The following is a 26,287-nucleotide window of genomic DNA, read 5'->3' on the forward strand; positions in this document are numbered from 1 at the left end:
ACTTGCATGTATTAGGCATGCCGCCAGCGTTCGTCCTGAGCCAGGATCAAACTCTCCATAATAGAAGAAAATGAATAGCTCATTTCTTGCTGACTCGAATCCGAAGATTCTTGTGTGTGTTTCTTTTCGTTCGACCGAAACCGACTTACTTCGAAACGTTTTGCTCAAGTGCGTTCACACTCTCGCTGTATCTCATTGATGTTTTGCTGTTCAGTTTTCAAGGTTCATTTGTTGTGATTCGCTGTCGGTATTTGTCGTTTGCTCCCGACTGCTTAATAAATATAACATCCATATAAACGTATGTCAACAGTTTTATATTCTTTCTGTAAAGTTTGTTGCGTTTTCATTAATATCTATCATTCCAACATTTAAAACCAATTGAAGATATGGGATCCAAAGACGGCGATCTAAGATGAGGTCTTCATGTTACAAAGCCTGATACTGTAGGGCTAGACTACTCTAATTAAACCTCTTAGGCGGCCCATAGTTTATTCATAATATATGTTAGATAGGAATTATCCAAGGTGCTGAATTATATCATTAGAGGGCCTCCTTATTAAACAGGAGGCCCTCTAATTCACTTCAGTTACTTTATGAATATGAAATACAAAACAAAAACAAACCATAAACCATACATGATTGGATGAACTTCTTTTCCTCTTCCACTCACTATCATCGTGATGGGATAAAAAATGAAACCAATCGCAATACCTGTTGCGATACTATAACTAAGTGGCATCGTGATAATTGTAAAGAATGCCGGCACAGCGACTTCAAAGCGTGTCCATTCAATATTACCCAATGATGAGGCCATCAGTACACCTACAATAATTAAAGCTGGCGCAGTTACTTCAGACGTAATAACGAACAGCAACGGCGAAAAGAACAAGGCTAGTAGAAACAGGACGCCCGTTACTATAGAAGCAAACCCAGTTCTCGCTCCCGCTGAAACACCTGCAGACGATTCAATGTAGGAAGTTGTCGTCGATGTCCCTAAAACCGCACCGGTGACTGTAGCCATTGAATCCGCAAGAAGCGCATTACCTGCTCGAGGAAGTTTATCATCTTTCATTAAACCTGCTTGATTCGCAACCGCGACCAGCGTACCTGCAGTATCGAAGAAATCCACGAATAGAAAAGTAATAACAATAACTAGGAATTGAGTTGTAAGTAAAGAAGTCGGATCCTGGAATATCGCATCGAATGCAGCGCCAAATGTCGGTGCTACGCTCGGTATAGCGGAAACGATTTTATTGGGCAAATGGATTAACCCAAAAACCATCCCTACTATAGTAGTAATTATCATTCCGTAAAAGATTGCACCATTCAACTTACGAACCATCATGATCACAGTAATAACAAGACCAAAAATCGCCAATAGGGTCGGACCTTGGGATAAATCACCCAACGCGACTAGTGTATTTGGATCCGCGACGATAATATTGGCATTTTGAAAACCTAGGAAAGTAATAAAAAGACCTATACCCGCAGCAACTGCATATTTAAGTTGCGCAGGGATCGCGTTTATAATCGTTTCTCGTAAACCCGATAGTGATAAAACAATAAATATAAGACCTGAGAACAGTACCCCAGTTAGTGCAGTTTGCCAAGGAATCCCCATCCCCAATACAACACTGAATGCAAAGAATGCGTTTAAGCCCATTCCAGGTGCAAGTCCAATCGGATATCTCGCAATAATCCCCATGAATAGTGAACCGACCGCCGCGGCAATTGCTGTCGCAACGAAGACAGCACCTTTATCCATACGCATTTCGTCCGGGATACCAGTTATACCGTCCAGGGACAGCATTAAAGGATTTACAATCAAAATATAGGCCATTGCTAGAAATGTTGTTAGCCCACCGATAACTTCACGGCGGTAGGTCGTTCCAAGCTTGTCGAACTCAAAATATTTTTTCAAACGTATCTTCCTTTTATGATATATTTTCAATAAAAAGAAGCGTGCAAAATTAGCTTGCACGCTCCTTAAAAACAAATTCTAATGGAAGGGTTATTCCCTTCCACCCGAATCTTAGTCGGAACATTTAAGGTGTTCCGTAGAAACTTCTAGGCCATATTCCCAGTATTATACGATAATCTATATTTTATTCCCACTCAATCGTTGCAGGTGGCTTGCTCGTTATATCATAGAGGACCCGGTTAATCTCAGGTACTTCTGTCGTAATCCGTGCACTGATTTTCTGTAGAATATCCCATGGGATTTTCGCCCAATCAGCAGACATTCCATCAATTGAATTAACAGCGCGGATACCAATTGCATAGTCATACGTACGCTTACCGCTCTTCATACCTACACTTTTGATATCAGGCAAAACAGTGAAGTATTGCCAAATTGCACCTTCAAGACCGGCGTTTTTGATCTCTTCACGTAAAATCCAATCAGATTCACGTACAATTTTTAGTTTTTCTTCCGTTATTTCACCAAGTACCCGTACACCGAGTCCAGGTCCTGGGAATGGCTGGCGCCTAACGATTTCTTCAGGAAGACCTAGCGCAGCACCTAAGGCACGAACCTCATCTTTGAAAAGAGCAGTTAACGGCTCAATCAATTCAAAGTCCATATCTTCCGGTAGCCCACCAACATTATGGTGTGATTTAATGACTTCTGTAGTCGCTGTACCACTTTCGATAATATCAGCGTAAATTGTTCCTTGTGCAAGGAATTCCATTCCGTCAAGCTTAGCCGACTCGTCATCGAATACATAGATGAATTCGTTGCCGATTATTTTCCGCTTCTGTTCTGGATCAGCAATTCCTTTTAATTTAGTTAAGAAACGCTCACGTGCATCGATTTTAATGAAGTTCATATTAAAATCGTTGCTGAAGGTTTCCACTACGCTATCCGCTTCACCTTTTCGTAGAAGACCGTGATCAACGAACATACATGTCAATTGATTTCCGATTGCGCGGTGTATCAATGCAGCTACTACAGATGAATCGACGCCACCACTAAGGGCACAAAGAACTTTTTTGTCTCCGACTGTGCTGCGTATTTTCTCAACTTCTATATCTATAAAACTTTCCATCGTCCAATTAGCTTTTACATCACATACATCGAGGACGAAGTTACGTAGAAATTCATTTCCGTGTGTGGATTGTGTTACTTCAGGATGATATTGAACGCCATAGATGTTGGACTCATCATTTCCAATCGCTACGATTTCATTTCCCGCACCACTTGCAAGTGCTGTTAAACTTTCGGGTAATGTAACGATACGACCGCCACGACTCACGAATACATCTTGTTGCTCCACTTGCGAAGTAAACAGTTTCGATGCACTATTCACAGTGATTGAATTTACACCGTCAATACGATCAGCCACTTTTTCTATTTCACCGCCAAAATGCTTAACGATTAGTTGCGCACCATAGGAAACACCAAGGATCGGGATACCCGCAGCAAAGATTTCAGGATCAATATCAAATGCTTCTTCATCTCCCAGAAAAGCAGGGCCGCCTGATAATATGATTCCTACAGCATTCATCTTCTTGATAGCTTCCGCGGTAGTCGTGTGTGCATGAAGTTCGCTATATACACCGAATTCACGAATTGTACGTGTAATTAGTTGATTGTACTTACTGCCATAATCAAGTACCACGATTTTTTCTTGTTCGACTAATAAAGGAGCTGTTGCCAATCGGTCCACCTCTTCCATTTGCTCCAAGGTCCTATTAAATAGAGAAAGACGCGCAAGAAATTCCTTCTCCACGCGTCCCATCATCTATTTAAAAGCGAAAACAGCTCAAACTTGAGCTGAATCCACCTTCATAGTCAAGTTATTATCGGTAACTTGTAGAAACATCCGAACCATATTATCGGATATATATGAGGGCACCTTGTGCTTATTCTGTTTTTATCTTACTTCTATTTACATCAAAAATCAACTCGAAGTCCTATTGATTAAATCTTCCCATATCTCACGCAAATTCACCCATTCGTGATCAGTTCTATTCCCGCCATACAAACCTTTTTCATACGCATTTGTAAGTTTCCGCATTCTTTCACCGCCAAAGTAATTGTCAACATCCACCGCGTAATCAGACAATGTCATTCCATTTGCACGATGCAAACCACGACGTTCAAGTTGTCTCAATAAACTCGTATAGCTTTTTTCGAATGTTACCCAGTCGCTGCTCCCCGATTTGTATAGTTGAACAAGAACTTTGGGTAACCATTTTGCCCGAACAGCATATAATCGCCAGACAATTAGAACCACGGCGAGTCCAGCCAAGATCACTATCCATTTATGAGTTTGAATCCATGAACCAAAAGATTTGAAAAACGCTATTAATTCATTATCTTTTAAGGTCTTAACAGGTTTCTCAACTCTCTCCGACTTAGGCTTCTCCGGCTCTTTTATTTCTGGCGCTTCAGGATCGTTCAAGTCCAACTCAATATCATAGGAGATGTCCGTCAAGTTGCTAAAACCAATTGTGGGTTCATAAGGCATCCAGCCGATTCCTGGCATATATGCTTCAACCCATGAATGCGCTTCGTTATTCGTTACCTGATAAACCCGTTCACCGGCATCGTTATTTGTATATTCTCCCGGGGCAAAACCTTTTACCCATCTTGCAGGAATATCGATTGCACGCAACATAACAACCATTGCTGTGGAGAAGTTATCACAGTATCCTTTTTTGGTATCGAAAAGAAACTGATCGACATAGTCATCTCCAGCTTTCGGAATAGCTACACCCTGTTGTGAATAGACAAAACCATTTCTGCCAAAATACCTTTCAATTGCTTTCGTTTTTTCATAGACACTTTCTTCGTTAGCAGTAATCGTTTCTGCAAGTTCTTTTACTCTCTCAGGCAATTGATCCGGAAGTTGCAGGTATTGTGCAAAGTCTTCCGTTTCCCCTGTGAAATCTTCCATCATTATAGATCTTAACTTTTTTAAGCTATAATCTGAGTCCTCAAATTCAATTTCGTATGAGTCTAGAGAGCTCTCAGTTCCATTAATTATAGTGCTAAACTTTCCAGAAGCCTCTGAATGTAGAAAAACAACGTCATCAGCCGCGTGGACTATACTTATCCCATATGGATAAACAATGAACGGAAAATCCTCCGTGACTTGCAATTCTGCACGCTGTCGGGATTGCTCCGCTTCTTGTCCTAAGTTATCTATAGCACTCATCTTCATGCCTGGTGTGTAGGTAACCTGGTTAGTATCCTCTGATACCTGCTCCCAACCTTTTGAAGTATAGGTATTTTTCGTTTCGATTTTCCAATATTGTTTACTAGGAACTTTCGCTTCAATAACGAGCGTGTCGTCTTGAACAAATGAACCGCCAAGGGTCGAATCATCCGTATCATATCCGCTTGTAGATACTCCCGAACCGCCGCCTTCACCAGGGCCTTGTACCATCATTTTAAAATAAGGAATTGGATCCGGCCAGGCAGGTTCCTGTTTCGGCAAGAAATTCGCAAAAGTAGCGCTTATTACAACTGCAATTAGGAGCGGGACAGTAATTGAGATGAATGTACCTGTTGATATGGCAGTATTATACTTTTCCGCGAGTCTGAAAATAGCCAGCACACCTAGTAGTAATAATCCCGCCATCATAATTCTAAAAATAGCTCCATCCGCAGAATAAGGTCCAAAAGTATCGATAAATGCAATAAAGATGATAGTCATAATATAAAAAAGTAATATACTCTTTCTCACTTCAATCCAATATCGGATTAAATAACACGTCATCCAAAGCAATGCGTAAAACAGAATAGTCCTTAATGGATTGGTTATACTCTCCCAATCTCCGCTTGCAATAATAGCGAAATTTGAAAATATATCTTTTATTAAATATACGATTGAGTCTTTTGATATAAATACCTTACCGGTAAACACATAATAAATTGCCCACGAGATATATAGAACCTTAAGGGAAACAGCGATCCACCACTTAACTCTGACTAATGCCAGTAAAAAGGCCAAAACAACAAACAAAAGAAATAATGTCAAATGCTCTGAATCTGTTATTTCAATAACTGGAATGAGCCATTCTCTTAACAAAATAAATGCAAGTATATATAGAAGTACGAGAAGTTTTCTGTCTATCCTCGTTCCTATCATGTCCGCGCCACCTCTTTAAAAACTTCCTTAAACTGTTCTCTTCTAACCAAATGCACGATAACCCCTTTTGACCTTGCCAAACGAATATCTTCCTCAATTGTTTTCAACATCTGATTATCTCGTTTTACCACTGCAAAGCAAACGATGGAACCCGTATTTTTCGAACTACGCAATACCGACTGTAGTAAATGCCAATCCGGATTTCCTGTTATCAATACAGTTGTGCCACCATGCTGAGAAACTGTTCCAAAGTCTGCTGCAATTTCAGCCTCTTTACTTACATCCGGCTTAATTTTTGCCAAGTGAATAAGCGCACTATGAAGTTGCTCTTCGGACTGGATAAAGGGAAATAACGCGGGTTCGGAGCCAGTCGTCATCAATGCCAAGCCCGCTTGGTGATTTGAAGCCTCATTCATTATAGATGCAGTAAGTTCCACCAGTTCCTCAAACACAATCGTCTCTCTGCCATCCATTATTAAGGATAATTCTTGCGATCTTTTATCCTCAAACTCCTTTGTCATAAGCGTCTGCGTTCGGGCGAATGATTTCCAATGAATCCACGTCACCCGGTCTCCTGACTGGTAATTCCGGACCCCTGTCGCCATTGTCGTATCTTTGACGATATTCAAAGGTGAAGCGATTGTTCCACGGTCAAACTGTGTATCGAAAGGAACATAATGAATGTCAGTCATTTTGGGATACACAAGAATCGTATTTTTCGATTCAATAAACTTCGTCTTACGTAACCATCCAAAAAAATCAGAGATCTCGACGGTAACCCCTTGAAGAATGTGCTCACCTCTTGGCATATGTTCGATTTCATAGTCCCATTGAATCTCTTTGCGAAACCCAAAGATATGGAGGCGTTTTAATTTAGCGTTTGCCAGTCGGGTTATTTCATGTTCAGTCCATTTTTCTGCCACAACTGTATAGAGTAAGGGAAAGCGACTTTTGCGTTTCACAGTTAATGATACAATTAACTTCTCTCCATTTTGCACATGAGGTGTTCGAATTATCCGTTCAACGGTCATATCTGACATTGGATATATAAATAACAGGATGGAATAAATCACAAAAGGTAATATAAAATAAAATATTGCCCAGCTTACCGTACCGCCCTGAAACATGGCAAATACAAAAGTTCCTACTATAACAGATAGTAGAAACAGGAACCGGCTTGACACATCGAGCAGTCTTCTTATTTTCTTCATTTTACCCGAATCCTATCTACTGGCACATACACTTTCGCTAATATCCTTTCCACAATTTCATCTGTGGAAATCCCCTCGTATTTCGCTTCAGGTCGCAAAATCATACGGTGGCCAAATACAAATGGGGACAAATACTGGACATCATCCGGTGTAACATACGTTCTCCCTTTTAGCATTGCATAAGCCTGACATGCTTTCATAAGTGCAAGTGAACCGCGCGGACTCACCCCTAGATACACATATGGATTATTACGCGTCTGCGATGTACACTCCACGATATATGACTTAATCGTATCGTCGACTTTGACTTCAGTTACTGCACTTTGCAAATTGATTAAATCACCAAGAGAAATGACTGTTTCCAAACTTTCAATTGGGACAGCCTTTTCAGCACGATTTAGCACTTCAATCTCTTCTGCTTTCGTTGGGTAACCCATTTTTAATTTAAAAAGAAAACGGTCCAATTGCGCTTCAGGGAGTGGATACGTTCCTTCATACTCAATTGGATTCTGTGTAGCCATGACAAAAAATGGTTGCGGAATCCGCATGGTTTCTCCATCAATTGTCACTGAGGATTCTTCCATTCCTTCAAGAAGTGAAGATTGGGTTTTTGGTGAAGTTCTATTAATTTCATCAGCAAGAACAATATTCCCCATGATTGGACCTGGCCTAAACTCGAATTCCATCTCTTTTGGGTTATAAATTGAAACACCTAGGACATCAGAAGGCAACAAATCCGGAGTAAACTGAATGCGTTTAAAATCTGCACCTATTGATTTAGCCAATGCTTTTACCATCATTGTTTTCCCAACGCCTGGTACATCTTCAAGCAAGACATGTCCCCTAGCAAGAAGTGCTGTGATACTTAACTCAGCTATATTCCGTTTCCCAATCATCACTTTATCAATATTGGTTAAAACCTTCTCAATTATCTCTTGATGCGTCATTTCATTTCCCCCAATTGTATATAGTGGTCATTTGTCCGAAAATTAACAAAACATACTTCCATAATACAGGATATTCCTTTTTCGAACAACTTAAGCAACGTAGTCATTAGCACAAACTGTCGCTTAATCTAATATGTTAGAGCGTATCCACGATGTCTATTTTTAACGCTTCAAATTGCATAAAAAAAGACCCCTAATAGGAGTCCTCTAATCACTTCCAAAAATCATCAAATATCGTAATCGGCATATGCCGTTTATGTTTTGAACGCAGGTAGTGGTTCTCGATTGCTATGCGCGGTTCATCGGGTAACTCTTTGCCTTCTAGGTAATCATCGATATCATCATACGATACTCCAAGAGCCACTTCGTCAGGTATGGCCGGTTTGTCTTCTTCAAGATCCGCTGTCGGCACTTTCATGTAAAGGTGTTCCGGACAGTTAAGCTCTTTAAGTAATTGTTTACCTTGCCGTTTGTTCAACCTAAATAGCGGCATTAGATCTGCGCCGCCGTCACCAAATTTAGTGTAAAATCCGGTGATTGCTTCTGCTGCATGATCACTCCCAAGAACAATACAATCGTGCATCGCTGCAATTGAGTATTGGACTTTCATGCGTTCCCGGGCTTTTTCATTGCCTTTCGCAAAATCGGATAATGTTACACCCGCCGCTGTCAATGTACGAACACTCGCATCGACTGATTCTTTTATATTTACTGTGTAAATCAGCGATGGTTCAATAAATTCAAGTGCATCCTGACAATCATCTTCGTCAAACTGAGAACCGTACGGAAGTCTGATTGCAATAAACTTGTAACGATCCGTTCCTTCTTTTTCATTCAATTCATCAACTGCCAGTTGAGCAAGTTTCCCAACAAGCGTCGAATCCTGGCCCCCAGAAACTCCTAGGACGAAGCCATTTAAAAATGCATATTTCGTGGCGTATTGTTTCATAAAGTCAATCGATTTCCTGATTTCCGCTTTCGGATCAATAACAGGTTGCACTTTCAACGCGTCAATGATTCTGTCTTGCAGTGTCATGATCGAAATTCCTCCTTATTGATCAACGAAGTCTTCCACCATTTCCTGGACTTCCTGTATATTGCGCATTTTGTTATCCCAACACTTCTGACTTAAGTCAACGGGATATTCTTCGGGATTTAGAGAGCGTTTATATTCAGTCCACAATAAATCTAAGTTTGCTATCGCATAATCCCTCATTTGTTCAAGCTTTGGATTATCGTATATAATAGCGCCGTTTTCCACGACTAACACATGCATATTTCTTGCTTCGAAATTCGTAACAAACTTTGAAATGAACGTGTGGACGGGGTGGAACATTTTGATGCGTTCTTCGGAAGCCGGATCCTCATCATGCATTGTAATATAATCGCCTTCTGCCTTTCCGTTTTCCCGGTCAATAATTCGATAGAGTTTTTTTCTTCCCGGCGTAGTTACTTTTTCCGTTGTAGATGAAATCTTTATTGTATCTTCCATTACACCTGTTTCATTTTCAATAGCAACAATTTTATAGACAGCTCCCAGTGCCGGCTGGTCATAAGCTGTTATCAATTTCGTACCAATCCCCCACACATCTACTTTGGCGCCTTGTGCTTTTAAGTTAAGGATTGTGTATTCATCTAAATCATTGGAGACAACGACTTGCGCTTTAGGGAATCCTGCTTCATCGAGCATACGACGCGCTTCTTTCGACAGGAATGAAATATCTCCACTATCAAGACGAATACCGATGAAATTAATTTTATCACCAAGTTCTTTTGCAACTTGAATTGCCGTCGGGATGCCTATTTTCAACGTATTATACGTATCCACTAGGAAAACACAGTCCTTATGACGCGCCGCATAAGAATGAAATGCTTCATATTCACTTTTATATGCCTGTATCATTGAATGGGCATGGGTTCCCGTAACAGGAATATTAAATCTTTTTCCAGCACGTACATTACTAGTCGCTTCGACGCCTCCAATGAAAGTGGCCCGCGCTCCCCAAATCGCTGCATCCATTTCATGCGCACGGCGTGTTCCAAACTCCATCACAATTTCATCTTTAACGACTTGTTTAATCCGACTTGCCTTTGTTGCAATCAGTGTTTGGTAGTTGACGATATTAAGTAAAGCAGTCTCAACCAACTGCGCTTCGATAAGCGTCGCTTCCACGCGAATAATTGGTTCGTTTGCAAAAACAAGCTCCCCTTCAACCATGGAATAGACATCTCCCGTAAAACGAAGATCTTTTAAATAAGAAATGAAATCGTCCTTATAACCGAGATCATCCCTCAGATATGCCAAATCACTTTCACTGAAATGAAAATCCCTTAAATAGTCGAGAATACGTTCAAGCCCAGCAAAAATTGCATAGCCATTACCGAATGGCAACCTTCTGAAGAATAGTTCAAAAACCGCTTTCCGTTCGTGTATACCATCCGCCCAGTAGGATTCTGCCATATTGATTTGATATAAATCTGTATGTAATGCTAAACTGTCATCTGCATATTTCGAACTCACGTTAATCTCCTTCTTCCACATTCTAATGGTACAAGTATACACTATTTACCCTAAATCTGACTTAATATAACGTGATTTAACAAATCATTTTAATGATTCTTACAGTTTTCGAATCATTTACTATATGATTCATTCATACTTGTGCCATGAAAAAAGGTCCATCTCAACAATCCGAGATGCACCTTTTTGTGTTATTCATCTGTATAAATCTACAACTACGTCTGCTGTTTCTAATAAACCTAATTCGATCAAAGCATCCAGAATTCCATTCTCAGAACATGATGTCGTTACATAATCAGCGATAGCCTTCAACTCCGGAACTGCATTGCCCATCGCGATACCTGTTCCAACAAAGTCAATCATTTCAAAGTCGTTCGTTCCATCTCCAAACGCATAACTATTCTCTTTCTGTATACCAAGTTTCTCAAGCACTTTCTGAACCCCTACTGCCTTGGATGATCCCTTTGGAAGCACGTCGGACGCATAATCCCCCCAATTAATGAAGGTATGATCCGAATAGCGCTCTACATACAATTTTGCATATTTTCGTTCACAATACAGTTGAACTTGATGCACCGGGAAATGCTTATAAAATTCTGGTTCTACAAGCGGATAAACTTGTTTCAAGCTTTCATAACTAGGAATAATATGCGGATGATTATCTTCATTTACTTTACTCATTTGGTTGTTGGAGTAAGCAAGGCCATGACCTTTACTTTTCACTAAACTTGCAAGGTTATGCAACATTTCAGGGTCCATCGGATTCGAATAGATTTCTTCCCCTTCAAACACAACGTGCTGGCCATTCATTGATACATAGGAGTTTATATTAAGTTCATCTAAAAGCCAGTTAAACATTTGAGGCGAACGTCCTGTAGATATCACTGTATAAATGCCTTTTTCCTGCAGCGTATGCACTGCCCTTTTCGTCGACTCCAATACAACCTTATCTTCATTTAAAAGTGTTCCGTCCAAATCAAAAAACACAGCTTTTTTCTCCAAATTAAATTCCTCCGATATGGATATATTTTTTCAATAATAGACAGTTTTTAGATCTATTACTTTACTGCCGCGTCCATTAGGTATCGTTTTTTCAATTGTGTCGATAACAGTTCGAGCCCAATCGCAACAATCAAAATCGCATACGTGATAAAACCGACTTCTCGTAGGTCGAAATAGAAACCGGAAGCCATAAACAATTCAAAACCAATGCCACCCGCCCCAGCAGCCGCCCCCATCGCAACCGCTACAGTGAAATTCGTTTCAAAACGCAAAAACGTCCATGACAATAAGGAAGCTGCAGTTGAAGGGATTACTGCATTTGTTACGATATGCCACCAATTAGCTCCACTTGCCCGTAACGCTTCTAAAATGCCATCGTCTAATTCCTCAAATGACTCTGAGTACGCTTTTACTAAAAACGCGACTGTGTGAAGAGTCATACCGATAATTGCCGCTTCACTTCCGAGTCCCGCAGCAATCGCGAAGATTAATACCCATAATACAGTGGGGACTGCTCTAACAAACGCGACTACAATAATAATGGCGTTTGACACAACCTTCGTCGATAAATTCTTTGCAGCAAATAATGCGATAAATAAAGATAGGACAGCTCCTAATACCGTCGACAATAATGCAAGCCCCATTGTTAGGCCTACTTGATAGACAGCCTCCCAAAAAGTGAAATGACTGAGTACGGGTTCTAAAAACATGACTTTTAAATTATGAAGGGTTGCTGCTCCCGCTTCTATTAAAGAGATTTCTTTATAATCGAACGTTAGAAACCCGTAGATTGTTAAAAAAAGAAGTGCCACGAACGTACCCATCGTTACAACCTGCGATTTGTTCCAAACTTTTAATTTAATTTTCCCCGAACTGCTTCTCTTCACATCATAAGCCATATTGCTTTGAACGATGGTCATTACAAAATAACCCTCCTTACATAGTTGGAAACAAGCTCGATACCGATGACAACAACGACAATACTAATAGTAATTAAGCTGACTACGTTATAGTTCATACTCTTGTAATAGAGATCGAATGCGAAACCAATCCCTGTTCCAGTCAAAATACCAACTAGTGTTGAACTTCTAATATTCGTTTCAATCATGTACAACACCCAACTAATCATTTGCGGAAAACACTCCGGAATGACCGCTTTAGCTACGACTTGAAAATAAGTAGCTCCAGTTGCCCGCAAAGCTTCCACTGAACTGCTACTTGTTTCGTCAATTGTTTCAATAAACGCACGCGTTAAAAATCCGAACGTTGCAAGAAACAATGCAAAGTAACCAGTCAATGCATTTTGTCCAAATGACAACAGCAAGATGAGCGCCCAAGCGACAATCGGGATATTTCTATAAATCGAAGCAATTATTCTGCTTAATGACCCGAAAAAGTTATTAACCTTCGTCGTATGCGATCCCATCAACGCTAATAATAGAGCCAAAACACTGGCCGTGGTTGTAGCTGTAATGGATAGAAAAATGGTCTCTATTAATTTGTCCATAATGGATGGCATCTTTTCCAGTGATTCTGCAGTAATATACAGATTAGAAAACATCCAACTAAAAGCTTTTGGCAGAGTCTGCATTCCATGCAGAAAATTGAAATCCGTAATTTTTGCCGATAGCAATGTAATGCCTATTAGAATGATCCAGAATATCGTCACTCGATTATTCTTTCTCTTGAAAACCTCAATATCCATAGCAGTACCCCCTATTCCATTATGAGATCTCCAGCTTCAGAACCATAGATCGAATGAATGTATTCTGATGTCAGTTTTTTAGAAGTGCCATCGTACACAACCTGACCACTGTTTAATCCAATAATCCGATCGGAGTATCTTTTTGCTACATCGACCTGGTGCAAGTTAACGATACAAGTGATATTCAGTTCTTTGGAAATACGCTGCAAGTGATCCATGATAACTTTAGAAGCGTTAGGGTCCAACGAAGCGATTGGCTCATCGCAAAGTAGTAGTTTCGGCGATTGAATCAATGCACGTGCAATTCCTACACGCTGTTTTTGCCCTCCGCTTAATTGGTCACATCTTTTATAGGCGTGTTCTTCCATCCCAAGCTTTTTGAGAAGACTAAATGCCTGTAATTTCTCTTCCTCCGTGAACCGTCCTAGAATACCTTGAAGCGTTGTTTTATGGCCAAACCTGCCGTGCAATACATTTTCAATAACCGTTAAACGGGATACTAAATTATAATGTTGGAAAATCATCCCGATTTTTGTTCTATGTTTACGCAACTCTTTTTTGGATAACGACATTACGTTGACATCATCAAAAAAAATTTCCCCATCGGTTGTATCAATCATTCGATTGATACAACGTAAAAACGTTGATTTTCCGGCTCCTGATGGTCCAATAATAGAGACAAACTCACCCGTATTCACTTCCATATTAATCTTCGATAGTACCTCTCTGTCTTTTCCATATCGTTTGGAGAGGTTTTTGATATGTAACAAAGCCATTAGAAAAACTCCTTGCACCATTTTTTGAAGTTCTTTGTAAAAAAAGCATGTACCTGAATGAATACATCTTCGGCACATGCTATCTTCAATCAATTACGCCTCGGCGTAATTGCGTCCAGATTTTGAATCGAGCTTGCTCGATTGACTCCTTTCAAAATCTGTGACATCCGCCGGAGGCTTTACCTTTGTTCAGCGCGCCTTTGGACACCCACTGAACAGGAAAACAAAACCGCATTCATCTCATACCTAGTGGAGGTGTGAGTCTTCTGCTGAATAAAGGTAAAAACCAATGTCCGTTCGTAACCGTCTATACCTCTTACTTGGACAATTCACGAATTGGATCAAACCAAGAATCTTCTGCTACAACAAACCTCTCATCTGCTGTTTTCTTGAATAGACCTGCAGCTTCAGAACTTTCCGGAACAAAAATCTTTTCGTTGTTTGAAATTTCATCTGAAGTTAAAATTTCTTGGATCTTCTTGAAATCTTCTTCGCTTAAGCTATCAGTGTTTGCTGCGAAAGGAGCATTTAGCACTGGTGTTACATTTATCAATGTAAATTCTTCACCTGGAACTGTATTGAATGGTTCAGCAGCATCCGCTTTTACTTTATAGACCGTTCCTTTTGTGTTTGCTTCGCCTTCAGCAATTTCAATGTAATTTCCGACGCATGTATCACAAAATGCAGCTACATCTGCGCGACCATTTAGTAGGTTAACTGCGGATCCTTGGTGAGAATCACCGTATAAAACTTCTTTAAAGAACGTACCGCCTTCCATTAAGTCCTCCGGCGTTAAGTCTTTCCATTTATCTTCCTTAGAGAAGTAAGAAACGATATCACTTGATGGAACTTTAAAACCTGAAGTTGAACTGCTTGATACGAACGAGAATTTAGAATCGACGATGTTATCAATCGCAAACTCACCATCTTTTTTGTAGTCTTCTGCATCTGCCTTGTTCACAGCCAACCAACTATAGTAAACTGCATCATCGATTGTCCCTGATTTTCCACTTGGTACAACGAGAGGCTCAATTTTCCCATTTTTGTTTTTCGCTTCGATATACCCTTGTGCACCCATGAATGCAAGCTGAGCATTACCATTAGCGATTGTTTCAATAGCAATGGCGTAATCAGTCGTCAATTTATGCTCCACCTTTTTACCAGTTACATCTTCAATCACTTTTCCAATTTCATCACGCGCTGTTTTTAAATCATTGCCTGATTCGTTCGGATACCAAACCATTGTTAACGTATCACTAGAATTAGCAGCACTTCCTGAAGAACAAGCTGTAAGGATTGATGCAAGCAAAAGAATAGTTAAAAATGATAAAAGATTTTTTTTCATGATTTTCTCCTTTTATTGTTTAGTTTGGTTTGCAATCTTCTTAGTAACTGTGCCTGGTTCAAAAGCCGGATTATCATTTCAACTGCTACCCGTTCCTCCTTTATTTAGTCACTATCATTTCAACACATAAATAGATGTAAATGGTCTTTTTTACAATATCTTCATACAATCTTTATACTAATTGCTTCAAGAATTGCGTTGGGCTCAAAATATCTCCAATTTCAACGGGAGTACCATAATCACCATGAAAATCACTACCACCTGTCTTAAACAGCGAGTACTCAAATGCATAGCGATCTACTCTATATCTGTCTTCCTTTGAATGGTCCAAATGATCTCGTTCAATTCCGTCGAGTCCATTTTTCACAAGCTCCGGAATTAAAGCAAATGAATCCAGCTGTCCAGGGTGTGCCAACACTGCATAGCCATTGTCCGCCTTGATGGCCTTGACTGCTTCCACAGCATCCACGTATTCGATATCCCTGGCACAAATGCCATCGCCTTTAAAAAGAGTTTGATAAAGTTCTTGATAGAGCGGTGTTTCAATATGGTGATCTAGTAAACAATGCATAATATGCTGCTTATAAATAACGCCTGACATCAATGCTTTTTTCGCTACATCTTCAACCCGAATATCATAATTATTCTTTTGCAACTGTTCAATTTGCCACAAGGAGTTTTCATGTCTTCTCTTTAACAAGGGTTTGCAAAGTTCTTGAATGTGTGTTGCTTTCTCATCAAACATGTAACCAAGAATATGTACTTTTCGATTTTCCACAAAATCATATGCTGATATTTCAATACCTGGCAGTACTGAAATGCCATGGTTTTTTCCCGCAATTTTTGCAGACTCAATACCCTTGATTGTATCGTGGTCAACTATGCTAATATGAGTTATCCCTTTTGTTGAAGCCAAATGCATCACTTCCTCCACCGAAGAGGACCCATCTGAGTAATTTGAATGGACATGTAAGTCAGCTTTCATGAGTAGTTCCTCCATTTCAGACCACAGTTTTTTTCTGTAAATCATAAACTTTGTCGCATAAACCATCCATAAATTCTAAGTCATGAAAGATCCCAATCAATGTCGTTCCATCGTTTTTCAATCGTTCAATCACTTCACGCACTTTCAATTTAGAGGCATTATCCAAGCTTGCTGTCGGTTCATCCAGCAGTAGCAATCGTGGTTTTTTCACAATGGCGCATGCAATATTCAATCGTAATTTCTGCCCTCCTGAAAACGTGTTCGGATAACTATCCCAGAGCTCGGGGTCCAGTTCGAAATGAGAGAGAGCTTCCTCTGCCGTCCTCCTGGCTTCCTCTTGCGACTTCCCCATTTCAATTACAGCCTGCTCCACAAGTTCACGTGCAGTCGTTCGCGGCATGACATTTAAAAACTGTGACACATAGCCAATCTCATGCTTTCGCAAATATAATACTTCTCTTTCCGATAGCTGCGACAAATCGACCATTCCGAACTTTTCAGAACTGTATAATACAGCACCTTTTTCTGGGAGATACGTTCGGTAAATACTTTTTAAAATGGTTGATTTACCACTACCACTCTTTCCGACGATGCCAATAAATTGACCTTCTTTAAGGGAAAAATTGATATTATCTACTGCGCTCATCTTTTTATCCAGATGGTGAATCGTAAAGGACTTACTCAATTCTTTTACTTCAATTAACTGCGGCACAAAATCCTACCTCCCATCATATTTTGCAACGAACTTTTCAATATCTATATGAAAATCATCCATTCGCTCTTTGATGGTTTCATAGGACCAATCCCACCATTTGATGCGCTGCAAAGCCGCAATCGTTTCTTCAGAAAATCGATATTTAATAACCTTTGCGGGCACACCAACGACAATTGCGTATGGAGGTACATCCTTCGTTACAATTGCGCCACTTCCAACAATCGCACCATCGCCAACTATTACTCCTGGCTGAATGATGGCTCCGTGACCAATCCACGTGTCATGGCCGACATATGCTGTCCGGCTCACACGTTGTTCAAAAAATGGTTCATCATCTCTATCACCAAAGCCGTACATATGCGGGCGATAGGTAAAATGATGAAGTGACGGCCGTTCATACGGATGATCTGTAGGACCAATCCGAACCATTGCCGCAATGTTGGAGAACTTTCCAATCTGCGCATTTTGGATAAAGCAGAATTGCCCTGTATACGAATAATCATCCAGTACTGTATTTTCGATAAAATTGTACAATCCAACTTCGGTAAATATGCCTAGACGCGTGTTTTTCAGCTCCGAATGGTCATGAATAAATGGCGTTTCTGATAATTGAACCTCAGTTGTCCTCATCGATACATCGTCCTTGTGATCAATTTCCCATCCACAATTGAAGCCGTGACCATCGGAAACCCATCATCCATTTTCTCAATAATGATAATATCCGCTTTTTTCCCTATCTTTATAGACCCAATTTCATCATCGATTCCGACTGCTTTTGCAGGATTCAGTGTAACTAGTTGAAACATTTCATGTAGATTTTGCCCGTATTCATCACTTAATTTGAAAAGCGAGTGAAGTAAAGCCGCTGGGTAATAATCGCTGCACAAAATATCAATCGTTTGTTCTTGAATTGCCTCCGCAGCCGATAAATTTCCAGAATGAGAACCCCCGAGCAAAACATTCGGTGCCCCTGCGATTGTCCACAAGCCGAGTTCTTTTGCTTTTCGCGCAACCTCTATCGTCGTCGGAAACTCACTAATCGTAGTCCCATAGCTTTTTACTAATGAGAGCTTCTCTAGTTCGTCGTCATCATGCGAAGCGATGGCTATATTATTGTCCAAAGCGATTTGAGCAATTTCTTTGATTTGTTCTAGTGTGATTTTCTCTTTGGTGATGCTGTCGGCAATAAGCACGTCCGCCTCTGCATTCGACATATTACGGAATCCTTTTAATGTATCTCGGTAAATTTCTAAGTTTCTATATTGTCCTTGTCCTGGCGTATGATCCATGAAGGATATGAGATGGACTTTCTTTTCTTCAATATTTTGGATGAAGCGATCTACAGCCTCAATATTGTCTATTTCAAAACGTGCATGCATACGATTTCGGATTAAGTGTTGGCTCGTATGTGTATCATTGATGGCATCGATGAGTCGATTCACATTTTGTGGATTGCGAATCGGTTTATGTGAAAATCCGTCATCCTTATAAATTGATAGGGAATGATACATCGTTGTAATTCCGTGACTGACCAGTATTCTTTCCGCTTCCCGGATGCCCAAATTAAAGTCCATTAAACATGTTGGCCGTGGAGAAACAATTCCTTCTATATAGTCGGAATGGATGTCTACAAATCCTGGTGAAATGTAACCACCTTGTGCATCAATTAGTGTGTACTCACTGAACCCCGCAATGTCTTCCTCAGGAATGATTGCTTTGATGAGATCCTTTTCTATAACTACTGCATGGTTTTGAAGGATTTGATTTTCTGTAATTATTTGGCCATTTGTTAGTACGTACACAGAATCACTCCATTTAGATTAATGAATAGACGAGTTGTTGCGTAAAAGCATGTTGTGGATCTTCTAAAACTTGATCGGTTAATCCTTGCTCGATTATTTCCCCATTAAGCATTACGATTGTTCGGTTTGCCAGCATACGAATGACGGCTAAATCGTGAGATACAACAATCATGCTGATACCAAGTTCCCGTTGAATCTTTTTTATCAAGTCGAGAACACTTGCCTGGACTGACAAATCAAGACCTGTCGTGACTTCATCCAATAATAGAATTGGAGGATTGTTGGACAGTGCTTTTGCAATTTGTACACGTTGCTGCATTCCACCTGAAAACTTCTTCGGTTCGTCTTTCATTCGCGCCAGCGGAATATGAACATGTTCTAGCAACTCTTTACTTCTTTGTTCCATTCGATCCACTCTACGATTACCGGCTGCAATTTGCTTTTCAGCAATATTTCCGACTGATGAAAAGTCCATCTTCAGTCCAAGAATCGGATTTTGGTACACCATGCCAAGAATGGTATTTCGGATGTGACGTTGTTGTTGAGAAGATTCTTCAAAAATATTTACCTTTCCCTCCTGATGTAGTGTTATGTAGCCTTCACCATCCGTAACAGCCTCGTCGAAATATAGACATTGCATCAGCGTAGACTTTCCGCTTCCGCTCTCGCCTACGATACCAAGGATTTCACCTTTGTAGAGATCGAACGAGATGTCACGGCACGCATAGACTGTTTTACAATGAGGACAATAGTTTTTTTCCAATACCCCATCGTTGGCGTTTGTACAAACTGGACATCCGTGCCCAAACTGTTTCTGCAGGTTTTTCACTTGTAAAATGGGCTTATCTTGCATGTAGTAATTCCACCTCCGAAACCACTTCGTTTTCGTTTAACACGGAAAGACAAAAACTAGTATCATTGCATTGGTAATGAGTTTCCCCTGTATCTTGGTCAACCAATTCATCCATAAAGACGTTCGTGGAATGACATAAGCGACAATTCTTTCCTTCAAACGATTCCACTTCAAATGGATAATCTTCAAATGCAAGTGAAGCTACATTCGTGTAAGGTGGTACCGCGTGAATTTTCTTTTCTCGTCCAGCACCTAGTAAAATCAGCGCTTCCGACTGGTGCATTTTAGCATTATCAAAACGTGGAATCGGGCTTGGTGCCATAACATAACGGTCATGAACGAGCACAGGATGATCCGCATTCGTAGCAGTTTTTCCGTATTTCATAATTTGTTCAAACAACTGCAACCATGCACCGCTATAATCATTCTCGGCATGCAGTTTTTTCGTTTTAAACTCGCTTGGTTCCACCCACCTCAAAGGTTCAGGTATCGGAACTTGTAAAACCATAATCTGTTTTTCCGTTAATGGTACTTCCGGAATCCTGTGCCGCGATTGAATAATCGTCGCTTCACTCGTTTGTATTGTTGTTTCGACACCTGTCGTTTTGTTGACGAGTTTCTTAATGTTAACGGCATTGACCGACTCGTCAGCGCCTTGGTCAATCACTTTTAGTACATCTTGTTTTCCGATGATCGACAAAGTAATTTGAAGACCGCCCGTTCCCCATCCCCGTGCAATCGGCATCTCTCTTGAAGCGAATGGAACTTGATACCCTGGAATTGCGACTGCTTTCAGAATGGCTCTGCGTATTTCTTTTTTGGAACCTTCATCAAATAAAGCGAAATGTGTTTTTAGCTGCATTATTTTTCAGACTCCTTTTTAATTTTCCGTATGCTATCTAGCTTTGATTGGAACGTAACGTAATGAGGCAGTTTCAAATGGGAGATAAAGCCACTCGACTCTACCGAATCAATGTGCATCAGAACAAATTCTTCATCCTGCGTCGGGTAACCTTGGTTTCCTAATTCTAAGCTCTGATCTAAAATGCTCATGGCAATTGCCTTTGTTTCATTCTGTCCGAAACAAATTCCATAACCTATCTCAAAATCAATTTCTTCCCTATCATTATCTTTTTGGCTTGAAACCGGAACGAACGCTTCTACTTCCGTCACTTTAATTTCACCGATATAAAAATCATTTTCTTCGTCATCTGTCTTATCTGTTGGATACCCAATCGTCAATGGCAACTTACCGACACGCAGTTCTCCAACTGTCGGATGTACTGGACCGTATCCGCGAATTGCTGCATATCCAAGAGAAGTGACAGTTCCCGTTTGTCCTCTCGTTAACACTTGCAATCTTTCACTGCGTGTTGTCGGGAACTGGATACTTTGTTTTGTCACATCAATCGGTTCCGTGTTGTCGTCTTCTACTTCGGAAAGTAATTTTTCCTTTCGAAGGTAATCAACTACCTTTGGCAACGAAGTTAAACTTGCTTTATCTATCATTGTATTTTCTTCATTCAAAAATTGGTCAAGCCATTCTTTCATCGTATTTTTCGATTCATCAATCAAATCAAAGTCCATTAAACGATGTGTATAATCATAGGACGCCCCTAATATCTGACCGCCTGGAATATCCTTGAAACTCGCGGATATTCTTCGTTCTACTGCCATTAAGTCCGTTTCAACAACACGCGTATAATAAGTCCTTGGCAATGTAGAACGGTGAGCACGTAACAGGAACACAGCTTCTTCCATATTCCCTTCCGACTGTTTAATGGCAAGTGCCGCCAAATATTCCGAGTACAGACTGCTTTCGGACATCACCTGGTCAACCATGCCGCGCATCGTCGCCATAATCGTTTTCACTTCTAATAGTTCCTGTGATTGGACCCGTTCAAAGGTGAGGCGTTTTATCGATTCTTCAATCGCTTCTGTTCCACCTTTAACCGCTACATAAGCCATTAAGACACCCCTCGATCGTGAATAATCGTTGTTCTTGGCAGACACATCAGATTGGATTGCCTATCGATTAATATCATATCCACTCCGAGCGGGTATTCTTTATTGGCCTCAGCCCTTGCACCCATCCAATATTCACTACCCGGAATTTCTACGTTTTCTTTATTCGCAATTCCTGGTCCTTCTAAAACGAGATATAGCTCATTTGCTAGCGATTCCGTTTCCATGATAATCGTTGCGGATTTTTGAGGATCCACAAGCGTCCCTTTTTTCGCTTTCGTAAATACATCATGTAAGAATTGTTGCTGATCATCTTGCATAATGAATATGTAATCCGCTTTATGTAAATCCGTCACTTTTGACAATGTATGGGCAGAGAAAAGTGCTTCGATTGAGGCTGCATTTTCACCTATGACATGATAACGAACTTCTGCATCCAGCAATGTAATCGCACTCAGAAGAATTGAATGCGAGCAAAATTCTCGGTGCTCCTCCTGTTCACTGCCTTCACCAATACTTTTAATCGTTCCTGGTCTCGACATACAATGAAGGATTGTCCGAAAAACTTCTTGTGTATCGTGCACTACGTCAATGGTCATCGTTTCACTCCTAAACATGATTTAATAAATCAATTACACCTTGGCGTAATTGTGCCCAGATTTTGAAATGAAGTTAAACGTCCATCATTTCAAAATTAACTTTTGTTTTTAATATGGATGCTTCTTTTAATAGTCTGTTTTCATGAATTCGTTTTTCTTCATCTTCGAAAAGCAATGTCCACTTTTCAGTCTCAACCAAGTTTGCTTCATATGCTGCATCGATTACGGCTAACTGGTAGGAGAATTCTTCTTCATCGCCCACTATAATTCCGATGCCTAATGTATTATTAATCTGAACCTTTGTTTCGGTCACAAGTACTTCTCCAAGGTAAAATAGTGATTTTTGGGCCGTCTCTCTCAACTTGACCATCGCTAACGCTTGTTGTGGGGTAGCTAAAACATGAATATCGTAGTTACGTTCAATTTCATTTACCAATTCTCTTGTAAAATTACGTGAGCCATCGATTAGTATTTTCGTTCGTTTGCGTCGATTCATCATCTCACTCCTTCACAACCTCATCTTATCTTGTTGCCAAGTGGCGTGATGTTAAGTAATTATTAAGGAATGTAAATGCAAATTAACAAAAAAAAGCCCCTGTCAAATTGACAAGGGCTTGTTCTTCATTCATTCGCAATAACGTATGTAAACAAGTCACTGCGGTATATGATTTTTGTATATTCTAGCACGTTTTTTTGAATGGCATCTACACAATCACTTTGAATTATTAATAGAGGAACTAGCGAAGTACACTCGAGAAGAGTTCGCTCGACACTCGTCGGAAACGAAATAGTTACGTAACTTTTACTACTGACAAATTCAGTGAATCCTTGATCTTCGTAATAAGAAAACATTGACTGAATGTGGCCGCCCTCTACTTCTATTCGAGGTAAAACAGATTTTGCAACGTATGAAATATGGAGCGCTAACGGCTGTCCGTCTATGATCCGAAGTCTTGAAACCTTAAATACTTCATCCTCCTGCTGCACTTGCAACTTAGCAAAAATACTCGGATCATAGGCGATTTTTTCACACCCCAAGTTTTGGGTTACCAGTTCATATCCAGCACGTTTCATTTTTTCACTAAAGCTAGAACTTCCCGACAAATGCAATTCAATTTGCTGCAGCTTAGGTTTTAAAAACCTACCTTTTCCTTGTTGCGAAAAAATATAACCCATATCTTCTAATTTCAAATAGGCATTCCTGACTTTGATCCGCGGTACTTGGTAGTGGTCTGCAAGTTCATTTTCCGATGGAAATTGGTCATTCGCTTTATATTTTCCTAAAACAATATCTTGAATGATGTCATCGATTATGATTGACTCAACACTTTGCATCAATTTATTTCCCCTTTATAAAAGTAGTAATAAGATGGTACAAGTATACACTATTCGTTCTAAATTCAACTTAAATTAAAAGGACATGACTTAACCTATTGATCATTCCATTTATTCTCATAAACCGCCGGCAAGAAGGGCTGGAAGCCACACTTTTCACCGGACTATTTCCGGCCCGCTTTCGGCGATTTAATCACGACAGTCTTACCGTGAGTCATGTGTGGCTAGAAGTGACTACGTCACTTCTAGCCACACTCTTTTCGGTTACCCTATTGTGATGAATCGCCTGTCGCGTTCTTGCAATATTCAAGTGAAAAATGCATTTACTTTAAAAGAATAGAATAGATGACTTTATATAGAGACTGTAAGTGACCGAAGATGTAATTTCGTGCACTCTAGCACGTTGTACATTATATTCTCTGCTTAATTTCAGCTAAGATTATGTGATGCTTTATAAGATAGTGACACTTCCTTAAATTAAAAATAGGGATTCGATAAAAGTAGCTTCGAGTGGCCAAAATTGTATCTTTGGCCGCTTCTCTCTAGGTAAGTAGCGAGCTATTCTTTCGTCCTGAAAGGTTTTGGTACTACTTGTAGCTGTGTTTTTGGAGAGCGGCGAATGAAAAACCGCCATACGATTACCGAAAAAAATAAGGAGGGATGCGACAAAGTCGCATCCCTCCTTATTTAAGACATTTCGATACTGGTATAGAAGTTGTTCAATTCAAAGCGATCAAAACCAACTATATACATAGTGCCCATTTTCTAATCAAGTTGTTTCTGGTTAATCAACAGATGTGATTAATTATAAATTATATCCTACATGAATCAATCGCTTCTGAGCCATATTAATAAGTATCAATTAGTAAAGGAGGTATCGGCATGAAAAAAGATGATAGTAATAAATTGAATAAGGGTAAAACGTTGTCCGAAAAAATTAGAACAGGAACCATTAATGAAAATGGCATTCATGAAGAGTTATCTCTTGATTTTGCTACTCTTGGTGATCGAAAAAAGGCAATGGTTGATTTATATCGTTCTACGAAAAAGTAATTGTTGGCAGAGCATAGTAAAACCATCCTTGTTAGATATGCAAGGATGGTTTTCTGTTATTCAATGAAGGTAAAAGAGGTATAATGCAGTTGCAACATTCTGAGCTTATTGAGTAGCCATTTCCACTCATTAAAACATGCCCCAAAATTTCATTTATTGCTCGATGTATCATATAATTAATCAAACACTAAAGGGAGGTAACCCAATTGGTTTAGATCTCCTGCGACTATATAATACATATTCTTTTACGAGTAAATAGTAAACTCTATTATTTATGGCAATACTTATATGAATGATAGGAAGATTTATCACTTCAAACTAATAATGAAGGAGCTACAGTTCAGATGAATGGATTATTTGATATTTTCGAGAAAAAGGGACCCCGTCGTCTTATTATCTTTGCTTTAATAATTTTAATTCTTTTCAGCGTCAGAAGTATGATGAATATCATCTTACTAACCTTTATTTTCGCATTCCTTATGAATCGACTAGTTGAATTTACGGTCAAACGAGTGCGCCTAAATCGGAAGGTGTTGGTGATTCTACTCTATTCAGTAATCGTGAGTTTATTAATGTTTGGTATTGTAAAGTATCTGCCTTTAATCACAATGGAAATCAGTCAAATTATTAAGCGCATTACCAACTTCTATGCTGAGCCTCATGACAATGTTTTGCTTAACTATTTAGAATCCATCATTTCTACCAATCAAATCGCTGCCTATTTGGAAAACGGTTTTTCGTTTCTGGTAAAATATTTTTCCGATATTAGCAAAACGAGTATTCAAGTGTTGCTTGCTTTAATTTTGAGTTTGTTTTTCTTATTGGAAAAACCACGCTTAATAGAATTCACCAGCAAATTTAAAGACAGCAAAATAGCTCCTTTTTATTATGAAATCGAATTCTTCGGAAAAAAGTTTGCACGCACATTCGGTAAAGTAATTGAAGCTCAATTCATTATCGCAATTGTTAATACGTTTTTAACGGTAATTATATTAATTGTACTTGGATTCCCACAAATAGTTGGTTTGACAATTATGGTTTTCTTCTTAGGCCTTATACCGGTAGCAGGCGTAATCATTTCACTGGTGCCTTTAACTTTAATTGCCTTTACTATCGGGGGAATACTTAAAGTTGTTTATGTCCTTATCGCGATTATGATTATTCATGGAATTGAAGCGTATATATTAAATCCAAAACTGATGTCCTCCAAAACCGACTTACCTGTTTTTTACACGTTCGTTGTACTTATTTTTTCTCAACACTTCTTCGGTGTCTGGGGTCTGATTATCGGTATACCAGTGTTTGTATTCCTGCTTGACGTACTCGATGTAACGAATAAAGAAACGGTGATAAAGAGATAATACAATCTCTTTAT

24 protein-coding genes, 1 rRNA gene and 2 riboswitches are annotated in these 26,287 nt (G+C 39.7%); of the genes, 2 read left to right on the top strand and 23 right to left on the bottom strand.

The window, feature by feature from the left end; translation table 11 throughout:
• The 23 genes from AC1TO6_RS18610 to AC1TO6_RS18720 form a co-directional block, all read right to left on the bottom strand.
• Positions 1-62, bottom strand: a 16S ribosomal RNA gene (locus AC1TO6_RS18610); the annotation flags it as partial.
• A 524-nt stretch (positions 63-586) separates the two neighbouring features.
• On the bottom strand, positions 587-1,921 hold the full coding sequence (locus AC1TO6_RS18615; protein ID WP_482103124.1) for an NCS2 family permease: 1,335 nt from the start codon (positions 1,919-1,921) through the stop codon (positions 587-589).
• Positions 1,922-2,013: 92 nt separating this feature from the next.
• Positions 2,014-2,114: riboswitch (purine riboswitch) on the bottom strand.
• Entirely contained in the window at positions 2,106-3,677 is a 1,572-nt protein-coding gene (gene guaA / locus AC1TO6_RS18620) for a glutamine-hydrolyzing GMP synthase (protein ID WP_482103185.1), read from the bottom strand. (Overlaps the previous riboswitch by 9 nt.)
• 93 nt (positions 3,678-3,770) lie before the next feature.
• Positions 3,771-3,871: riboswitch (purine riboswitch) on the bottom strand.
• A gap of 31 nt (positions 3,872-3,902) precedes the next feature.
• Positions 3,903-6,098 carry a DUF4129 domain-containing transglutaminase family protein gene (locus AC1TO6_RS18625; protein WP_482103125.1) on the bottom strand — a complete coding sequence of 732 codons (2,196 nt, stop codon included), beginning with the start codon at positions 6,096-6,098 and terminating at the stop codon, positions 3,903-3,905.
• The gene (locus tag AC1TO6_RS18630) at positions 6,095-7,309 is read right to left on the bottom strand and encodes a DUF58 domain-containing protein (protein WP_482103126.1); all 1,215 of its coding nucleotides are present in this window, start codon (positions 7,307-7,309) and stop codon (positions 6,095-6,097) included. The genes AC1TO6_RS18625 and AC1TO6_RS18630 overlap by 4 nt, the downstream gene beginning before the upstream one ends.
• Complete coding sequence (locus AC1TO6_RS18635) at positions 7,306-8,256, bottom strand: AAA family ATPase (RefSeq protein ID WP_482103127.1); 951 nt, start codon at positions 8,254-8,256, stop codon at positions 7,306-7,308. Before AC1TO6_RS18635 ends, AC1TO6_RS18630 begins: the two co-directional genes overlap by 4 nt.
• A 211-nt stretch (positions 8,257-8,467) precedes the next feature.
• Entirely contained in the window at positions 8,468-9,292 is an 825-nt protein-coding gene (gene nadE / locus AC1TO6_RS18640) for an ammonia-dependent NAD(+) synthetase (protein WP_482103128.1), read from the bottom strand.
• A gap of 15 nt (positions 9,293-9,307) precedes the next feature.
• Positions 9,308-10,777: a nicotinate phosphoribosyltransferase gene (locus AC1TO6_RS18645; protein WP_482103129.1), complete on the bottom strand. Its 1,470-nt coding sequence runs from the start codon at positions 10,775-10,777 to the stop codon at positions 9,308-9,310.
• A 195-nt stretch (positions 10,778-10,972) separates the two neighbouring features.
• A complete protein-coding gene (locus AC1TO6_RS18650; RefSeq protein ID WP_482103130.1) occupies positions 10,973-11,779 on the bottom strand; it encodes a Cof-type HAD-IIB family hydrolase in 807 nt (268 codons plus the stop codon).
• Between the two features lie 56 nt (positions 11,780-11,835).
• Positions 11,836-12,699 (bottom strand): ABC transporter permease subunit, encoded by an 864-nt coding sequence (locus tag AC1TO6_RS18655; RefSeq protein ID WP_482103131.1) that lies wholly within the window; start codon positions 12,697-12,699, stop codon positions 11,836-11,838.
• On the bottom strand, positions 12,699-13,484 hold the full coding sequence (locus AC1TO6_RS18660) for a PhnE/PtxC family ABC transporter permease (RefSeq protein ID WP_482103132.1): 786 nt from the start codon (positions 13,482-13,484) through the stop codon (positions 12,699-12,701). The genes AC1TO6_RS18655 and AC1TO6_RS18660 overlap by 1 nt, the downstream gene beginning before the upstream one ends.
• An 11-nt stretch (positions 13,485-13,495) precedes the next feature.
• Positions 13,496-14,260 (bottom strand): phosphonate ABC transporter ATP-binding protein, encoded by a 765-nt coding sequence (phnC, locus tag AC1TO6_RS18665; RefSeq protein WP_482103133.1) that lies wholly within the window; start codon positions 14,258-14,260, stop codon positions 13,496-13,498.
• Positions 14,261-14,576: 316 nt separating this feature from the next.
• On the bottom strand, positions 14,577-15,605 hold the full coding sequence (locus AC1TO6_RS18670) for a PhnD/SsuA/transferrin family substrate-binding protein (protein ID WP_482103134.1): 1,029 nt from the start codon (positions 15,603-15,605) through the stop codon (positions 14,577-14,579).
• 172 nt (positions 15,606-15,777) lie between these two features.
• Positions 15,778-16,590, bottom strand: a complete 813-nt coding sequence (locus tag AC1TO6_RS18675) for a PHP domain-containing protein (RefSeq protein WP_482103135.1) — start codon at positions 16,588-16,590, stop codon at positions 15,778-15,780.
• Between the two features lie 16 nt (positions 16,591-16,606).
• The gene (locus AC1TO6_RS18680) at positions 16,607-17,302 is read right to left on the bottom strand and encodes a phosphonate C-P lyase system protein PhnL (protein WP_482103136.1); all 696 of its coding nucleotides are present in this window, start codon (positions 17,300-17,302) and stop codon (positions 16,607-16,609) included.
• A 6-nt stretch (positions 17,303-17,308) separates the two neighbouring features.
• Positions 17,309-17,935 (bottom strand): LbetaH domain-containing protein, encoded by a 627-nt coding sequence (locus AC1TO6_RS18685; RefSeq protein ID WP_482103137.1) that lies wholly within the window; start codon positions 17,933-17,935, stop codon positions 17,309-17,311.
• Entirely contained in the window at positions 17,932-19,107 is a 1,176-nt protein-coding gene (gene phnM / locus AC1TO6_RS18690; protein WP_482103138.1) for a phosphonate metabolism protein PhnM, read from the bottom strand. Before phnM ends, AC1TO6_RS18685 begins: the two co-directional genes overlap by 4 nt.
• Before the next feature lie 13 nt (positions 19,108-19,120).
• On the bottom strand, positions 19,121-19,960 hold the full coding sequence (locus tag AC1TO6_RS18695) for an ATP-binding cassette domain-containing protein (RefSeq protein ID WP_482103139.1): 840 nt from the start codon (positions 19,958-19,960) through the stop codon (positions 19,121-19,123).
• Positions 19,950-20,822, bottom strand: coding sequence for an alpha-D-ribose 1-methylphosphonate 5-phosphate C-P-lyase PhnJ (locus AC1TO6_RS18700; RefSeq protein ID WP_482103140.1), 873 nt, complete (start codon positions 20,820-20,822; stop codon positions 19,950-19,952). The genes AC1TO6_RS18695 and AC1TO6_RS18700 overlap by 11 nt, the downstream gene beginning before the upstream one ends.
• On the bottom strand, positions 20,822-21,928 hold the full coding sequence (locus AC1TO6_RS18705; RefSeq protein ID WP_482103141.1) for a carbon-phosphorus lyase complex subunit PhnI: 1,107 nt from the start codon (positions 21,926-21,928) through the stop codon (positions 20,822-20,824). Before AC1TO6_RS18705 ends, AC1TO6_RS18700 begins: the two co-directional genes overlap by 1 nt.
• Positions 21,928-22,524 (bottom strand): phosphonate C-P lyase system protein PhnH, encoded by a 597-nt coding sequence (gene phnH / locus AC1TO6_RS18710; protein WP_482103142.1) that lies wholly within the window; start codon positions 22,522-22,524, stop codon positions 21,928-21,930. Before phnH ends, AC1TO6_RS18705 begins: the two co-directional genes overlap by 1 nt.
• 73 nt (positions 22,525-22,597) lie before the next feature.
• Positions 22,598-23,020: a phosphonate C-P lyase system protein PhnG gene (gene phnG, locus AC1TO6_RS18715; protein WP_482103143.1), complete on the bottom strand. Its 423-nt coding sequence runs from the start codon at positions 23,018-23,020 to the stop codon at positions 22,598-22,600.
• Positions 23,021-23,145: 125 nt separating this feature from the next.
• The gene (locus AC1TO6_RS18720; RefSeq protein ID WP_482103186.1) at positions 23,146-23,859 is read right to left on the bottom strand and encodes a GntR family transcriptional regulator; all 714 of its coding nucleotides are present in this window, start codon (positions 23,857-23,859) and stop codon (positions 23,146-23,148) included.
• A gap of 882 nt (positions 23,860-24,741) precedes the next feature.
• Between AC1TO6_RS18720 and AC1TO6_RS18725 the strand changes: the two genes are divergently transcribed.
• Complete coding sequence (locus tag AC1TO6_RS18725; RefSeq protein WP_482103144.1) at positions 24,742-24,912, top strand: hypothetical protein; 171 nt, start codon at positions 24,742-24,744, stop codon at positions 24,910-24,912.
• Between the two features lie 344 nt (positions 24,913-25,256).
• A complete protein-coding gene (locus tag AC1TO6_RS18730) occupies positions 25,257-26,273 on the top strand; it encodes an AI-2E family transporter (RefSeq protein ID WP_482103145.1) in 1,017 nt (338 codons plus the stop codon).
• Positions 26,274-26,287 lie beyond the last annotated feature (14 nt).

Source organism: Sporosarcina sp. Y352, from assembly GCF_056786535.1.

Coding starts and splice junctions, on each gene's coding strand:
- AC1TO6_RS18655 (WP_482103131.1), bottom strand. CDS start 12,699: ATGACCATCGTTCAAAGCAATATGGCTTATGATGTGAAGAGAAGCAGT.
- phnC (WP_482103133.1), bottom strand. CDS start 14,260: ATGGCTTTGTTACATATCAAAAACCTCTCCAAACGATATGGAAAAGAC.
- AC1TO6_RS18685 (WP_482103137.1), bottom strand. CDS start 17,935: ATGAGGACAACTGAGGTTCAATTATCAGAAACGCCATTTATTCATGAC.
- AC1TO6_RS18635 (WP_482103127.1), bottom strand. CDS start 8,256: ATGACGCATCAAGAGATAATTGAGAAGGTTTTAACCAATATTGATAAA.
- AC1TO6_RS18695 (WP_482103139.1), bottom strand. CDS start 19,960: ATGCAAGATAAGCCCATTTTACAAGTGAAAAACCTGCAGAAACAGTTT.
- nadE (WP_482103128.1), bottom strand. CDS start 9,292: ATGACACTGCAAGACAGAATCATTGACGCGTTGAAAGTGCAACCTGTT.
- AC1TO6_RS18720 (WP_482103186.1), bottom strand. CDS start 23,859: ATGCAAAGTGTTGAGTCAATCATAATCGATGACATCATTCAAGATATT.
- phnG (WP_482103143.1), bottom strand. CDS start 23,020: ATGAATCGACGCAAACGAACGAAAATACTAATCGATGGCTCACGTAAT.
- AC1TO6_RS18675 (WP_482103135.1), bottom strand. CDS start 16,590: ATGAAAGCTGACTTACATGTCCATTCAAATTACTCAGATGGGTCCTCT.
- AC1TO6_RS18730 (WP_482103145.1), top strand. CDS start 25,257: ATGAATGGATTATTTGATATTTTCGAGAAAAAGGGACCCCGTCGTCTT.
- AC1TO6_RS18670 (WP_482103134.1), bottom strand. CDS start 15,605: ATGAAAAAAAATCTTTTATCATTTTTAACTATTCTTTTGCTTGCATCA.
- AC1TO6_RS18725 (WP_482103144.1), top strand. CDS start 24,742: ATGAAAAAAGATGATAGTAATAAATTGAATAAGGGTAAAACGTTGTCC.
- phnH (WP_482103142.1), bottom strand. CDS start 22,524: ATGACCATTGACGTAGTGCACGATACACAAGAAGTTTTTCGGACAATC.
- AC1TO6_RS18625 (WP_482103125.1), bottom strand. CDS start 6,098: ATGATAGGAACGAGGATAGACAGAAAACTTCTCGTACTTCTATATATA.
- AC1TO6_RS18630 (WP_482103126.1), bottom strand. CDS start 7,309: ATGAAGAAAATAAGAAGACTGCTCGATGTGTCAAGCCGGTTCCTGTTT.
- AC1TO6_RS18660 (WP_482103132.1), bottom strand. CDS start 13,484: ATGGATATTGAGGTTTTCAAGAGAAAGAATAATCGAGTGACGATATTC.
- AC1TO6_RS18700 (WP_482103140.1), bottom strand. CDS start 20,822: ATGCAGCTAAAAACACATTTCGCTTTATTTGATGAAGGTTCCAAAAAA.
- AC1TO6_RS18705 (WP_482103141.1), bottom strand. CDS start 21,928: ATGGCTTATGTAGCGGTTAAAGGTGGAACAGAAGCGATTGAAGAATCG.
- guaA (WP_482103185.1), bottom strand. CDS start 3,677: ATGGAAGAGGTGGACCGATTGGCAACAGCTCCTTTATTAGTCGAACAA.